11 protein-coding genes and 2 tRNA genes are annotated in these 14,337 nt (G+C 71.3%); 5 read left to right on the forward strand and 8 right to left on the reverse strand.

What is annotated here, in order from left to right; all coding sequences use genetic code 11:
* Positions 1-45: 45 nt before the first annotated feature.
* Both wecB and ACZ5GH_RS12260 read left to right on the forward strand, forming a co-directional pair.
* On the forward strand, positions 46-1,191 hold the full coding sequence (gene wecB, locus ACZ5GH_RS12255; protein ID WP_387748198.1) for a non-hydrolyzing UDP-N-acetylglucosamine 2-epimerase: 1,146 nt from the start codon (positions 46-48) through the stop codon (positions 1,189-1,191).
* 163 nt (positions 1,192-1,354) lie between these two features.
* Complete coding sequence (locus ACZ5GH_RS12260; RefSeq protein ID WP_387748196.1) at positions 1,355-2,905, forward strand: chitinase; 1,551 nt, start codon at positions 1,355-1,357, stop codon at positions 2,903-2,905.
* A gap of 31 nt (positions 2,906-2,936) precedes the next feature.
* Here the strand turns inward: ACZ5GH_RS12260 and ACZ5GH_RS12265 are convergent, their stop codons facing one another.
* Positions 2,937-3,461 (reverse strand): hypothetical protein, encoded by a 525-nt coding sequence (locus ACZ5GH_RS12265; RefSeq protein ID WP_387748194.1) that lies wholly within the window; start codon positions 3,459-3,461, stop codon positions 2,937-2,939.
* A gap of 309 nt (positions 3,462-3,770) precedes the next feature.
* Positions 3,771-6,410: a valine--tRNA ligase gene (locus tag ACZ5GH_RS12270; protein WP_387748192.1), complete on the reverse strand. Its 2,640-nt coding sequence runs from the start codon at positions 6,408-6,410 to the stop codon at positions 3,771-3,773.
* A 190-nt stretch (positions 6,411-6,600) separates the two neighbouring features.
* Here ACZ5GH_RS12270 and ACZ5GH_RS12275 point away from each other — a divergent pair, with 190 nt between their 5' ends.
* On the forward strand, positions 6,601-7,428 hold the full coding sequence (locus ACZ5GH_RS12275; protein WP_387748190.1) for a flagellar basal body-associated FliL family protein: 828 nt from the start codon (positions 6,601-6,603) through the stop codon (positions 7,426-7,428).
* A 69-nt stretch (positions 7,429-7,497) separates the two neighbouring features.
* Here the strand turns inward: ACZ5GH_RS12275 and clpX are convergent, their stop codons facing one another.
* The 5 genes from clpX to ACZ5GH_RS12300 form a co-directional block, all read right to left on the reverse strand.
* A complete protein-coding gene (gene clpX, locus ACZ5GH_RS12280; protein ID WP_045696864.1) occupies positions 7,498-8,787 on the reverse strand; it encodes an ATP-dependent Clp protease ATP-binding subunit ClpX in 1,290 nt (429 codons plus the stop codon).
* Between the two features lie 277 nt (positions 8,788-9,064).
* On the reverse strand, positions 9,065-9,727 hold the full coding sequence (locus tag ACZ5GH_RS12285) for an ATP-dependent Clp protease proteolytic subunit (protein ID WP_387748188.1): 663 nt from the start codon (positions 9,725-9,727) through the stop codon (positions 9,065-9,067).
* Positions 9,728-9,783: 56 nt separating this feature from the next.
* Complete coding sequence (locus tag ACZ5GH_RS12290) at positions 9,784-10,410, reverse strand: ATP-dependent Clp protease proteolytic subunit (RefSeq protein ID WP_387749246.1); 627 nt, start codon at positions 10,408-10,410, stop codon at positions 9,784-9,786.
* 260 nt (positions 10,411-10,670) lie between these two features.
* The gene (gene tig, locus ACZ5GH_RS12295; protein ID WP_387748186.1) at positions 10,671-12,056 is read right to left on the reverse strand and encodes a trigger factor; all 1,386 of its coding nucleotides are present in this window, start codon (positions 12,054-12,056) and stop codon (positions 10,671-10,673) included.
* 304 nt (positions 12,057-12,360) lie between these two features.
* Positions 12,361-12,434, reverse strand: a tRNA-Pro gene (locus ACZ5GH_RS12300).
* 183 nt (positions 12,435-12,617) lie between these two features.
* Here ACZ5GH_RS12300 and ACZ5GH_RS12305 point away from each other — a divergent pair.
* Positions 12,618-12,688 (forward strand) — tRNA-Gly (locus ACZ5GH_RS12305).
* A 63-nt stretch (positions 12,689-12,751) separates the two neighbouring features.
* Here ACZ5GH_RS12305 and ACZ5GH_RS12310 read toward each other — a convergent pair.
* Positions 12,752-13,306, reverse strand: a complete 555-nt coding sequence (locus ACZ5GH_RS12310) for a DUF6197 family protein (RefSeq protein ID WP_387748184.1) — start codon at positions 13,304-13,306, stop codon at positions 12,752-12,754.
* Between the two features lie 190 nt (positions 13,307-13,496).
* On the opposite strand from ACZ5GH_RS12310, the gene ACZ5GH_RS12315 reads away from it, so the two are divergent.
* A complete protein-coding gene (locus tag ACZ5GH_RS12315; RefSeq protein WP_387748182.1) occupies positions 13,497-14,288 on the forward strand; it encodes a DUF6348 family protein in 792 nt (263 codons plus the stop codon).
* Positions 14,289-14,337: the final 49 nt, after the last annotated feature.

Below are 14,337 nucleotides of genomic sequence, written 5' to 3' on the forward strand. Positions count from 1 at the left end.
CCCCGCCCCCTCGCCTCCCCTCCCCCACCGCCTCCGGAGTCCCGCATGAGCCCGTACCTGCCCCCGTCCAGCGTCGCCGTCGTCCTGGGCACCCGCCCCGAGCTGGTCAAGCTCGCCCCGCTGATCCACGAGCTCGGCGACGCCACCCGGCTGGTGCACACCGGCCAGCACTGGGACGAGGCGATGTCCGGCCGCTTCCTGCGCGACCTCGACCTGCCCGAGCCCGAGCTGCTCACCGGTGTCGGCGGCCGCCCCCGGGCCGGCCAGATCGCCCAGTCGCTGGGCCAGCTGGACGCCGCCTTCGCCGAGGACCGCCCGCTCGCCGTGGTCGTCCAGGGCGACACCAACGCCACCCTGGCCGGCGCGCTGGCCGCCAACGCCCGGGAGATCCCGCTGGTCCACGTCGAGGCCGGGCTGCGCAGCTTCGACCGGGCGATGCCCGAGGAGCACAACCGGGTGATGGTCGACCACGTCTCCGACCTGCTCTGCGCCGCCACCGGCGAGAACGTCGCCAACCTGCGCGCCGAGTCGCTGGCCGAGGACCGGATCGAGCTCACCGGCAACACCGTCGTCGAGGTGGTCCGCCGTCAGCTGCCGGACGCGCCCGCCCGCGCCGCGCTGCTCGCCGCGCACGGGCTGCGCCCGGACGCGTACGTGCTGGCCACCGTGCACCGCCCGGAGAACACCGACACCGCCGAGGCGCTCGGCGCGGTGCTCGCCGAGCTGGACCGGATCGCCCGGGCCGGCACCCCGGTGCTGTTCCCGATGCACCCGCGCACCCGGGCCGCCGTCGAGCGGTTCGGCCTGGACGGCCTGCTGGAGCGGCTGGCCGTCACCGGCCCGGTCGGCTACGGCGACTTCCTGGGCCTGGCGAGCCACGCGGCGCTGCTGGTCTCCGACTCCGGCGGCGTGCAGGAGGAGTGCACCGTACTCGGCCGCCCGCTGCTGGTGGTGCGCCGCTCCACCGAGCGCCCGGAGGCGATGGCGGCCGGCTTCGCCGCGCTGGTGCGCCCCGGCGAGGAACTGGGCACCCTGGCCCGCGCCTGGCTCTCCGACACCCCCGAGCGGCTCGCCCGGCTGGCGGCCACCCCGAGCCCGTACGGGGACGGCCTGGCCTCGGCCCGGATCGCCGCCCTGACCGCGGCGATCGCCGAGTCCGCCGAGGCCGAGGTCGAGCTGCTGGCCGCGTAAGGCCCCCTTGACAGCAGAATTGGTCTACTCCACCTTGTGAGGCAAGTCTCCTTTCCCGACAGGGACTTGAGTTGTCGGTAGCTCCCGCACGCACCATCGACACCCCGGACGGCGCTCCTCCCCCACGAGGCGCCGCCGGGCCTCCCCCACTGGAGACGGCCTCATGCCACCTGCCCGACACCGGCGCCCGCGCGCCGTCCACTCACTGCTCGCCGGAGCGAGCGCCCTGGTCATCGGCCTGGGCGGACTCGTCCTGGCCGGCGGCACCGGCGCCCACGCCGCCGACACCGACCTGATCGCCAACGGCGGCTTCGAGAGCGGGAACCTGACCGGCTGGACCTGTTCGAGCGGCACGGTCCAGAGCACCACCACCCACTCCGGCGGCTACGCCCTGCGGTCCACCCCCGTCGGGAGCGACACCGGCGAGTGCACCCAGACCGTCGCGGTGAAGCCCTCCTCCGCGTACACCCTGAGCTCCTGGGTGCAGGGCTCGTACGTCTACCTGGGCGCCCGCGGCACCGGCGGCACCGATCCGAGCACCTGGACCCCGGGCGGCACCGCCTGGTCCCAGCTGAGCACCGGCTTCACCACCGGCCCGAACACCACCAGCGTCACGGTCTACCTGCACGGCTGGTACGGGCAGCCGGCCTTCGCCGCCGACGACGTCTCGCTGCTCGGGCCCGGCGGACCGCAGCCGTCCCCGAGCCCGACCGCGACCGCCACCACCACCGCCTCGCCCAGCCCGACGGCCACCGGGACCGGCAGCTCCTCCCCGACCGCGACGGCGACCACGACGGCGACCCCGACCAAGCCCCCGGGCCTGCCCAAGCACATCCTCACCGGCTACTGGCAGAACTTCGACAACGGCGCCACCGTCCAGCGGATCAGCGACGTCCCGGCCGCCTACGACATCATCGCGGTCTCCTTCGCGGACGCCACCGCCACCCGCGGCGGGCTGAGCTTCACCCTCGACCCCGCCCTCTCCTCCCGCCTCGGCGGCTACACCGACGCCCAGTTCAAGGCCGACATCGCGGCCAAGCGGGCGGCCGGGAAACGGGTGGTGCTCTCGGTCGGCGGGCAGAACGGCACGGTCTGGGTGGGCGATTCCGCCTCCGCCGCGAACTTCACCGGCACCGCCTGGGCGCTGATGCAGAACTACGGCTTCGACGGGATCGACATCGACCTGGAGAACGGCATCAGCTCCACCTACATGGGCCAGGCGCTGCACGCCCTGGCAGCAAAGGCGGGGAGCGGATTCGTCCTCACCATGGCGCCGCAGACGATCGACATGCAGTCGACCGGCATGGAGTACTTCAAACTGGCGCTGAACGTGAAGGACATCCTCACCATCGTCAACATGCAGTACTACAACTCCGGTGCGATGAACGGCTGCGACGGGAACGTCTACTCCCAGGGCACCGAGAACTTCCTCACCGCGCTGGCCTGCATCCAGCTCAAGGGCGGGCTGCGGCCCGACCAGGTGGGCCTCGGGGTACCGGCCTCCACCAGCGCCGCGGGCGGCGGGTACGTCGCCGCGGGCACCGTCAACAACGCACTGGACTGCCTGGCCTCCGGCACCAACTGCGGCAGCTACAAGCCGGACACCACGTGGCCGGGCATCGGCGGCGCGATGACCTGGTCGACCAACTGGGACGCCAAGGCGGGCAACCCGGTCGCCAACACCATCGGCTCCCACCTGCACGCCATGCCGTAACCGGCGCGGCCGGCCTGCCGGAGGCCCGGGCTCAGACCCCGGCCCGGGCCTCCGGCACATGCGCGGCGCCGCCGTGCCGACGGCGCAACTCGGCCGTGATCTCGGCCAGTTCGCCCTCCGGCAGCAGCGGCAGCATCATCGCGACGCCCTGCAGCAGACCGCCCAGCAGGAAGGTGGTGTCGGGCGTCGCCGCCACCAGGCCCCGGACCTCGGCCACCTCGCCGGCCGCCACCGCCTCGATCAGCTGGGCGGCGCTCGCGGTCTCCTCGTCCACCTCGACCCCGCCGGTGTCGTCCGGGGCGCGCCGGGCCATCGCCCGCAGCACCCGGTCGCCGACCTCGGGGGCGTACGCCTTGCGGACGGCCTCGGCGGCGATCCAGGCGAGCAGGGTGGTCACCTCTCGCTCGGCGTGCTCGGCGAACAGCAGGTCCAGCTCGTGGTCGAACGCGAGCTGGTTCCCGTGCCGGAACGCGAGCAGCAGGGTCGCCGCCCTGGCCTTGGCCTCCTCGACCGCCTCGGCAGGCAGTTCGTCGACCAACTCCTCGGTCACCACCACGCCATGCCCTCCCGTCCGTCGCTCAGCTGGAACGCTCAGCGGAAACGCCCATTCGGAAACTCCGTGCACACGGTACACAGCGGACCTGCAAACTTCCGCGAACCCGCGCGGGCAAGACCGGAATCAATTCGCTCGGAATAGGACCTCACCCGGTCGCAGGATGATAATTCGCCGGAAGGGAGCAATGTTCCTGGGCTATTTGGTGTAGTGAAAGCACCGGGAAGCCGTTCCGGAAGCGGGCCCCGGAAAAAGCCCGAGGGGCCGCACCCCGCGTGTCGCGGTGTGCGGCCCCTCGGGACCGGTCCGGGCTCAGCCCTGCGGCAGCGCCGCCAGCTGGGCGGTGATCCGGGCGATGTCGGCCTCGGCGGCCTCCTGGCGGCCTCGGATCTTGGCGACCACCTCGTCCGGCGCCTTGGCGAGGAACGCCTCGTTGCCGAGCTTGGCGGTGGTCTGGGCCTTCTCCTTCTCGGCGGCCGCGAGGTCCTTGGCCAGGCGCTTGCGCTCGGCCTCGACGTCGATGGTGCCGGAGAGGTCCAGCGAGACGGTGGCACCGGCCACCGGCAGCGAGGCGGTGGCCGTGAAGCCCTCCTCTGGGACGGTCAGCCGCAGCAGCGAGCGGATCGCGTCCTCGTGGGCGGCCAGCACGGTGCCGCCCAGCTCCAGCCGCGCCGGGACGCGCTGGCCCGGCTTGAGGCCCTGGTCCGAACGGAACCGGCGGACCTCGGTCACGACCTGCTGCAGCGTGGCGATCTCGGCCTCGGCCTCGGCGTCACGGTACCCGCTGTCCTGCGGCCAGTCGGCGATGACCACCGACTCGGCGCCGGTCAGCGTGGTCCAGAGGGTCTCGGTGACGAACGGCACGATCGGGTGCAGCAGGCGCAGCGTGACGTCCAGGACCTCGCCGAGCACCCGGCGCGCGGCGTCGGCCTGCGGGCCGCCCTTGGCCAGGGTGGTCTTGGAGAGCTCGACGTACCAGTCGAAGACCTCGTCCCAGGCGAAGTGGTACAGCGCCTCGGAGAGCTTGGAGAACTGGTAGTCCTCGTACAGCCCGTCCACCTCGGCCACGGTGCTGTTGAGGCGCGACAGGATCCAGCGGTCGGTCGCGGTCAGCTCCTCCGGCGCGGGCAGCGGGCCCTCGACGGTGGCGCCGTTCATCAGGGCGAAGCGGGTGGCGTTCCAGATCTTGTTGGCGAAGTTGCGGGCCGCCTGGACCCAGTCCTCGCCGATCGGCACGTCGACGCCCGGGTTGGCACCGCGCGCCAGCGTGAAGCGCAGCGCGTCGGAGCCGTACTTGTCCATCCAGTCCAGCGGGTTGACCACGTTGCCGAAGGACTTCGACATCTTCTTGCCGTTCTGGTCACGGACCATGCCGTGCAGCGCGATGGTGTGGAACGGCGGGGTGCCGTCCATCGCGTAGAGGCCGAACATCATCATCCGGGCGACCCAGAAGAACAGGATGTCGTAGCCGGTGACCAGGACGGAGTTCGGGTAGAACTTCGCGAGGCTCTCGGTCTGCTCCGGCCAGCCGAGCGTGGAGAACGGCCACAGGCCGGAGGAGAACCAGGTGTCCAGGACGTCGGTGTCCTGGTGCCAGCCCTCGCCGGTCGGCGGCTGCTCGTCGGGGCCGACGCAGACGATCTCGCCGTTCGGGCCGTACCAGACGGGGATGCGGTGGCCCCACCACAGCTGGCGCGAGATGCACCAGTCGTGCAGGTTGTCGACCCAGTCGAAGTACCGCTTCTCCATCTCCTGCGGGTGGATCTTGACCTTGCCGTCGCGGACCGCGTCACCGGCGGCCTGGGCGAGCGGGCCGACCTTGACCCACCACTGCATGGACAGCCGCGGCTCGATGGTGGTCTTGCAGCGCGAGCAGTGGCCCACCGAGTGGACGTACGGGCGCTTCTCGGCGACGATGCGGCCCTCGGCACGCAGCGCGGCGACGATCGCCGAGCGGGCCTCCAGGCGGTCCAGGCCGAGGAAGGGGCCGTGCACGGTGATGACGGCGTGCTCGTCCATGACGGCGATGTTCGGCAGGTTGTGCCGCTGGCCGATCTCGAAGTCGTTCGGGTCGTGCGCGGGCGTCACCTTGACGGCGCCGGTGCCGAACTCCGGGTCGACGTGGGCGTCGGCGACGATCGGGATCCGGCGGCCGGTCAGCGGCAGCTCGATCTCGGTGCCGACCATGTGCTTGTAGCGCTCGTCCTCGGGGTGGACGGCGACCGCGGTGTCGCCCAGCATCGTCTCGGCGCGCGTGGTCGCGACGACGATGGAGTTCTCGCCCTCGCCGTAGCGGATCGAGACCAGCTCGCCGTCGTCGTCCTGGTACTCCACCTCGATGTCCGAGATGGCGGTCAGGCAGCGCGGGCACCAGTTGATGATGCGCTCGGCGCGGTAGATCAGCTCGTCGTCGTAGAGCTTCTTGAAGATGGTCTGGACGGCCTGGGACAGGCCCTCGTCCATGGTGAAGCGCTCGCGGGACCAGTCCACGCCGTCGCCGAGCCGACGCATCTGGCCGGAGATCTGGCCGCCGGACTCCGCCTTCCACTTCCAGACGCGCTCGACGAAGGCCTCGCGGCCCAGGTCGTGGCGGGACTTGCCCTCCTTGGCGAGCTCGCGCTCGACCACGTTCTGGGTGGCGATGCCGGCGTGGTCCATGCCGGGCTGCCACAGGGCCTCGTAGCCCTGCATGCGCTTGCGGCGGACCAGGGCGTCGATCAGCGTGTGCTCGAAGGCGTGGCCCAGGTGCAGGCTGCCGGTGACGTTCGGCGGGGGGATGACGATGGTGAACGGCGGCTTGTCGCTCTTCGCGTCCGCCGTGAAGTACCCACGCTCTACCCAGCGCTCGTACAGCTCGCCCTCTACGTCCGCGGGGGTGTAGGTCGTCGGGAGGGTTGCTGCTTCGTCCCCGGCAGAGGTGCTCACGGGGCGCTGGTTCGTCGTGTCGGTCACGACGCACAGTTTACGTAACCGGGAGGAGGGTCACGAACCGCTTTCGGTCCGCGGACCCGCCGCGCCCGGACGGGCCCCGGCCGGGTGCCGTGCGGTACCGTGCCCGGGCACTCGTCCGGCGGAACGGACGGGTACGGAACGACCGGACACCACGACAGGCCGCGGATGCGGCGGGGGAGCGCAGACGCAGATGTACGGCCAGGGACAGCAGTACCCGCAGGGACAGCCGCAGCCCTACGGGGGCCAGCCGCAGTACGGCCAGCCGCAGCAGCCCTACGGCGCGCCCCAGCCCCAGTACGGCTATCCGCAGCAGCAGCCCTACGGCGCGCCCCAGCAGCCGTACGGCGTGCCGCCGCAGGCGCCCTACGGCCAGCCGGGCTACCCGGTCGCCCCGCCGCCGAAGGGCAAGGGCGGCCTGGTCGTCGGCCTGGTGATCGGCGCGCTGGTGCTGGGCGGCGGCGGCTTCGCGGCGTGGAAGTTCCTCGGCGGCAGCGACGCGGGCGGCCAGTACAAGCTCAGCGCCCCGCAGACGCTGCTGGACGGCTACGTCCAGAAGTCGGCGAAGGAGGAGGCCGCCGACATGAGCAAGCCCGACGTCGCGAAGGTCGGCAAGGACCTGCACGCGCTGGTTGCCAGCTACAGCAAGGGCACCGACGTCAAGAACGTGGACTCGCTGTCGGTGGTCGGCATCTACGGGGACATCAACGACCCGGACCAGATCATCACCGAGTCGAAGTCCTCGAGCGGCGCGGCGACCTGGACCACGCCGATGGCCGACTACCCGGCGAAGGACAGCCGTGCCTCCGCGGGCAAGCTCAGCTGCGGCGTCATGAGCGTCCTCGCCGGCAAGACCGGCTCGACGGTCTGCGTGTGGGCGGACAAGTCCACCTACGGCCGGGTGACCTTCACCAAGATGAGCCTGACCGCCACCGGTGACACCGGCGGCCAGGGCATCACCCCGGACCAGGCCGCGGAGAAGACCCGGGCGATCCGCGACGCCATGAAGGTCGCCAAGTAGCGCGCGGCACGCGAAGGGGCCCCGCACCGGATCCGGTGCGGGGCCCCTTCGCGTGCCGAAGGCCTCGGGTCAGGCGCTCTTCTCCCGGCGCTCGCGCTTGATCATGTCGCGCGGCACCAGGGTGGGGATGGCGTGCTTGGAGACCACGTCACCGGTGACCACCACGCGGGCGACGTCCTGGCGCGAGGGGACCTCGTACATCACGGACATCAGCACCTCCTCCATGATGGCCCGCAGCCCGCGCGCGCCGGTGCCGCGCAGGATCGCCTGGTCGGCGATCGCCTCCAGCGCGTCCCGGGAGAACTCCAGCTCCACGCCGTCCAGTTCGAACAGCTTGCGGTACTGCTTCACCAGCGCGTTGCGCGGCTCGGTGAGGATCTGGAGCAGCGCCTCGCGGTCCAGGTTGTGCACGCTGGTGATCACCGGCAGACGGCCGATGAACTCGGGGATCATGCCGAACTTGACCAGGTCCTCGGGCATCACCTGGCGGAAGTGGTCGCTGGCGTCCGACTCCCGCTTGGAGCGGATGTTGGCGCCGAAGCCGATGCCCTTGGCACCCGCGCGGCCCTCGATGATCCGCTCCAGGCCGGCGAACGCGCCGCCGACGATGAACAGCACGTTGGTGGTGTCGATCTGGATGAACTCCTGGTGCGGGTGCTTGCGCCCGCCCTGCGGCGGCACCGAGGCGGTGGTGCCCTCCAGGATCTTCAGCAGGGCCTGCTGCACGCCCTCGCCGGAGACGTCCCGGGTGATCGACGGGTTCTCGCTCTTGCGCGCGACCTTGTCGATCTCGTCGATGTAGATGATCCCGGTCTCGGCCTTCTTGACGTCGTAGTCGGCCGCCTGGATCAGCTTGAGCAGGATGTTCTCGACGTCCTCGCCGACGTAGCCGGCCTCGGTCAGCGCGGTGGCGTCCGCGATCGCGAACGGCACGTTCAGCATCCGGGCCAGGGTCTGCGCCAGCAGCGTCTTGCCGGAGCCGGTCGGGCCCAGCAGCAGGATGTTGGACTTGGCCAGCTCGATGGCGTCCTCGCGGCCGTTGCCACCGCTGCGGCCCGCCTCGCCGGCCTGGACCCGCTTGTAGTGGTTGTAGACGGCGACCGACAGCGCCTTCTTGGCGAGGTCCTGGCCGACCACGTACTGGTCCAGGAACTCGTAGATCTCGCGGGGCTTCGGGAGCTCCTCGAAGCGCACCTCGGAGGTCTCGGCGAGTTCCTCCTCGATGATCTCGTTGCACAGGTCGATGCACTCGTCGCAGATGTACACGCCTGGGCCGGCGATCAGCTTCTTCACCTGCTTCTGCGACTTGCCGCAGAACGAGCACTTGAGCAGGTCGCCACCGTCTCCGATGCGTGCCACGAGGTGCTTCCCCTTCGCCAGGGGCCCCGCGGGGGTTCCGGGGCCTGGTGCTGTGGACCGTCAACGCCGACGGCGCTCGGTCTCGCTATCCGACGGTACTCTGCCGGGCCCGTGATTCCGGCCTCTTCGCCAGGTCTGCCCTACGCCCTGGGCGAATTGATACCGAACAGATGCCGTCGCGCGGGCCCGCGGATGGGCCGGGGCGGGGTGCGCACCCGGGTGCGCACCCCGCCCCGACGGGCCCCTCCGACCCGGTCGGGCCGGGAGGGAGCTGGCCTCAGGAGGTCAGCGAGGTCTTGCGGGTGGTGATGATCTGGTCGACCAGGCCGTACTCGACGGCCTCCTCGGCGGTGAGGATCTTGTCGCGCTCGATGTCGTCGCGCACCTGCTCCGGCGACTTGTTGGAGTGCTTGGAGAGCATCTCCTCCAGCTGCTCGCGCATCCGGAAGATCTCCTTGGCCTGGATCTCCAGGTCGGACACCTGGCCGCGGCCGGTCTCGGTGTACGGCTGGTGGATCAGGATGCGGGCGTTCGGCAGCGCCATCCGCTTGCCGGGGGTGCCGGCGGCGAGCAGCACGGCCGCGGCGGAGGCCGCCTGGCCCATGCAGACCGTGGTGATGTCCGGCTTCACGTACTGCATGGTGTCGTAGATGGCCGTCAGGGCCGTGAACGAGCCGCCGGGCGAGTTGATGTACATCTGGATCTCGCGGTCCGGGTCCATCGACTCCAGGCACAGCAGCTGCGCCATGATGTCGTTCGCCGAGACGTCGTCGACCTGCGAGCCGAGGAAGATGATGCGCTCCTCGAACAGCTTGGCGTACGGGTCGTACTCGCGGATGCCCTGCGTGGTGCGCTCGACGAAGCGCGGGACGATGTAGCGGCCCTCGGCACGCATGTCCTCGACGCGGGCCTTGGCGGCCGACAGGCTGGGGATGTTCATGGGGGTCCTTGTCCTCCGGGGCGTTGGGGCTGGGGTCTCGCGGGCCGGGCCGAGGCTCAGGCAGCGCCCGTGCCGCCGCCGCCGGGGACGTCCGCGGCGCTGTGCATGATCGCGTCGATCAGGCCGTACTCCAGGGCCTCCTCCGGGGTGAACCAGCGGTCGCGGTCGGAGTCCGCGGTGATCTGCTCGAAGGACTGGCCGCTGTGGTGGGCGATCAGCTCGGACATCCGCTTCTTGGTGCGGAGCAGCTGCTCGGCCTGGATCCGGATGTCGGTGGCGGAGCCGCCGAGGCCCGCGGAGGGCTGGTGCATCAGGATGGTGGAGTTCGGCAGCGAGAAGCGCTTGCCCGGGGCGCCCGCGGTCAGCAGGAACTGGCCCATCGAGGCCGCCATGCCCATCGCGATGGTGACGACGTCGTTCTTGATGTACTGCATGGTGTCGTAGATCGCCATGCCGGCCGAGATCGAGCCGCCCGGGGAGTTGATGTAGAGGAAGATGTCCTTGTCCGGGTCCGCGGCCAGCAGCAGCAGCTGCGCGGTGATCTTGTTGGCGATGTCGTCGTCGACCGCCTGGCCGAGGAAGATGATCCGCTCGTTGAGCAGCCGGTTGTAGACCTGGTCGCCAAGGCCGCCGAGCACGTCACCAGCGGCGGCGTGCGGCACCATCGGGCCAGGCATCTGCATCTGCGGGAACGTCACTTAGCCACCTGCTCAGTCGATTTGGACGGTCGCTCCGCGGCCGTCACCGGGCGCACAGCTTCCGGGTATCACGTCGTGATTGTTGCTGTCCAAGGACCCTAACGCGCAGGCCGGGCCGCAGAATCCCTCACGCAGAACTGTTCGCTGTGAGCGCAGGGTCGCGGCGGCCGCGGACGGGACGACAGCGGGCCCGGACACCGTACGGCGTCCGGGCCCGATGCGGCCTGAAGGGGCTACCGGGGCACTCAGGCCTCGGTCTTCTCCTCGGCGGCGGCCTCGACGGCCTCGACGGTGTCGCCCGTCTCGTCCTCGTCGTCGAAGTTGATCTCGTTGCCCTCGGTGTCGACGACCTTGGCGGCCTCGACCACGGTGGCCAGCGCCTTGCCGCGGGCGACCTCGCCGACCAGCAGCGGAACCTGGCCGCCCTGGACGACCTGCTGGGCGAACTGGTCCGGGGTGAGGCCGGAGCCGGCGGCGCGGCGGATGAGGTGCTCGGTCAGCTCCTCCTGGTTAACACCCAGCTCCTCGTCGGCGACGATCTGGTCCAGGACGAACTGGGTCTTGATGCCCTTCTTCGCCTGCTCCTCGATCTCCGCGTCCCACTCCTCGCGGGTCTTGCCCTGGGTCTCCAGGTAGGCGTCGATGGTGAGGCCCATCGGCTGGAGCTGGTGGTGCTCCACGTTGTGCTTGCGGGTCTCGACCTCGTCCTTGAGGAGCTTCTCGGGGTACTCGATCTCAACCAGGGCGAGCAGCGCGTCCAGGACCTTCTCCTGGGCCTGGGTGGCCTGGTCGTACTCCTTCATGCGCTCCAGGCGCTTGCGGGAGTCGGCGCGCAGGTCCTCCAGGGTGTCGAACTCGCTGGCCAGCTGGGCGAACTCGTCGTCCAGCTCGGGCAGCTCCTTCTCCTGGACGGCGGTGACGGTGACGGTGACCTCGGAGGTCTTGCCCGCCTGGGTGCCACCCTTGAGCTCGGTCTCGAAGGTCTTCTCCTCGCCGGCCGACAGGCCGACGACGGCGTCGTCGATGCCGTCGATGAGGCGGCCGGAGCCGATCTCGTAGCTGACGCCGGTGGCGGTGCCGTCGTCCGGCACCTCACCGTCGACCTTGGCGACCAGGTCCACGACCACGATGTCGCCGGCGGCGGCGGCGCGCTCGACGTCCTTGACCGAGGAGAAGCGCTCGCGCAGCTGCTCCAGGGACTTCTCGACGTCCTCGTCGGAGACGGCGATCGGGTCGACGGTCACCTCGATGGAGGAGAACTCCGGCAGGGTGACCTCGGGACGGACGTCCACCTCGGCGGTGAACTTGAGGTCGCCGCCGTCGGCGATCTTCTCGACACCCTCGATGTTGGTGATGTCGGGCTGTCCGAGGACCTCGATCTTGCCCTCGTCGACGGCCTGCGTGTAGAAGCGCGGCAGGGCGTCGTTGACGGCCTCCTCCAGCACGGCACCACGGCCGAAGCGCTGGTCGATGACCCGGTTCGGGATCTTGCCCTTGCGGAAGCCCGGGACCGAGACCTGCTGGTTGATCTTCTTGTACGCCGCGTCGAGGCTGGGCTTGAGCTCCTCGAAGGGCACCTCGACGGTGAGTCGAACCCGGGTCGGGTTCAGAGTCTCGACGGCGCTCTTCACGGTTAGGTCTCCTATGGGCTTGCGGTCGGGTTGTCTCCGCCCGTCCCCGTCACCCGGCCGGAGCCGGAAGGGGGGCGGACGAGACGGGCGATGGGCGGTTGGAGCTGCATCTCCCGTGGGGTGGACGGTGAGCTTGACTCCTCGCCCTCGTGCGGTCGACCTGGGTTGACGCCACAGGGACTACCGCCAGCGCCCCATCCTACCGGTACCACGAAAGGCGGACGCCAGGCGCCACCGTACCGCCGCCGTGCAGGTCCGATACAGAACAGGGCCCCGCCCCGGTGGGCGAGACCCTGCCGCACTGTCGGGGTGACCGGATTCGAACCGACGGCCTTCCGCTCCCAAAGCGGACGCGCTACCAAACTGCGCCACACCCCGTGGTGCCGAGAGGAAGCGTACACGCCGGGCCTGGACGGCTCGCCGACTTGTTCCGCGCGGGCGCGGAAGGGGGGTGTGCGGGGTGCGGTGCGCGGTGCGCCGTCCGAATCGGTGTGCACTCGGGCGGCCGGACCAGGTACGCTGTCCCCCGAACTTCCGGCCGGCGACGGCTGGGAAGGTCGTGCGGGCGTAGCTCAATGGTAGAGCCCTAGTCTTCCAAACTAGTCACGCGAGTTCGATTCTCGTCGCCCGCTCTCCGGTCCGGCCCCGGTGTGCCCAGCACACCGGGGCCGTCGGCGTTTCCGGGCCCCGCGCGCTCAGAGCCCGAGCCGGGCGGCCCGGGCGGCGGCGCGGTCCAGCAGCTGGTGGACGTCACCCTCCCGGGTGGTCGGGCGGTCGTTGTACTCGTCCGGGGAGCGCGCCGGGCGGCCGGTGGCGTGCAGCACCTCCATCAGTTGCACCCGGGCGGTGCGCACGGTGGCCGGGGTGCCGTAGCCGTGCGCCAGCACGGCGGCCTGGGCGCCGAGCAGGCAGACCCGGCCGGCCTCGTCCCACATCGCGCCCTGGAGCCAGCCGTGCGCCCCGATGTAGCGGGAGGCGAGCCGGAGGTGGTCGGCCACGCCGACGGGGACGGGGCGGGCCGGCCGGCCCAGCGCCCGGTCCAGCAGGGTGGCCCGGGGCTCGGGGTGGCCGGCCTGCCAGGGCCTCGTGGTGCTGCCGTACAGGCAGACGTACGGCACCGGGGTGCGCACGGGGGCGGGCAGCGAGGCGAGGTAGGCCTCGATCTCGGCGACCAGCCCGGAGCCGGCGGGGCCGAACGGCGGACCGGGGGCGAGGAGGACGGGCGGGGGCGGGGCGGTGGTGCGGGGCATGCGGGTCCTCCGGGCGGACGGCCTTCAGGTTCCGCTGCCCAAAATGGGGCATTCAAGACATTTCCGCGACCGGAGGGCCGCGGCGTCCGGACGGTTTCCCGGCGGGCTGTCGGGCCGATAGCCTCGGCGGCGTTCGAGCGCGGTTCGAGCGCGAGCTCAGCCGCCGCGCTCCCGAGGTGGAGGAGTCCCGGTGCGTGCGCAGGAGCGACTGGCCGTCATTCAGCTCTGTGTGGTCCGGGAGATGGCGCGACTGGGCCAGGTGTTCCGCCTGGACGGCGAGGTGGTCCGCGGCCCCGGCACCACCGCGGTGGCGGTCCGCGAGCACCCCGGGGACGACGGCGCCGGGCACGTCGACCTCGGCTTCGTGCTGCACCTGGGCCGGGCGGACGCCCCGGTGGTGTGGGACTGCGCGCCCGGCCTCGGCCAGACCGAGGAGGAGAAGCTCGCCAACGCGGTGAAGCTGTGGGCGACCACCACCGCCTCGGTGCTGGTCGAGCTCGCGGAGCGGCGCGGGGTCCACGCCGACCACCCGGACCTGCCCGAACTCCCGGGCTGGCACGCGGTGCAGGGGCCGGCCGCGGTGTTCGGCTTCGGCAACGAGCACCTGGCGCGCTGGCTGGCCGAGCACCGGGTGCTGCCGGCTCTGTCGCCCGCGCTGCGCACGGAGGTGACCGGGCCCGGGCCGGTGGGCGTCAAGCTCTTCCTGGGCGGGAAGGCGGGGGACGACGTCGCCGAGGTCCGGGTGGACGGCGAGGTCTCGGAGGCGGCGTCGGCGGCGCTGCGCGCGCTGGACTGGCCGCGGGGTGAACGGCTGTGCTGGGCGCGGCTGTTCGTCCTGTTGACGGCCGAGCCGGCGGCACCGGGGCAGGCCGCGCCGGCGGGTGCCGTGGCACCCGCACCGATACGTGTCCCGGCCCCGGCGGCGGCTCGCCCCCGGGGACTGCTCGCTCGCTGGCGGGAGGCCAGACGGGCCGGCCGGTGACTGTGACCCGCCCGCTCGCCTCCAGGCGCTCGGGATCCGGTGCCTGTGA

Source organism: Kitasatospora sp. Xyl93, from assembly GCF_055383135.1.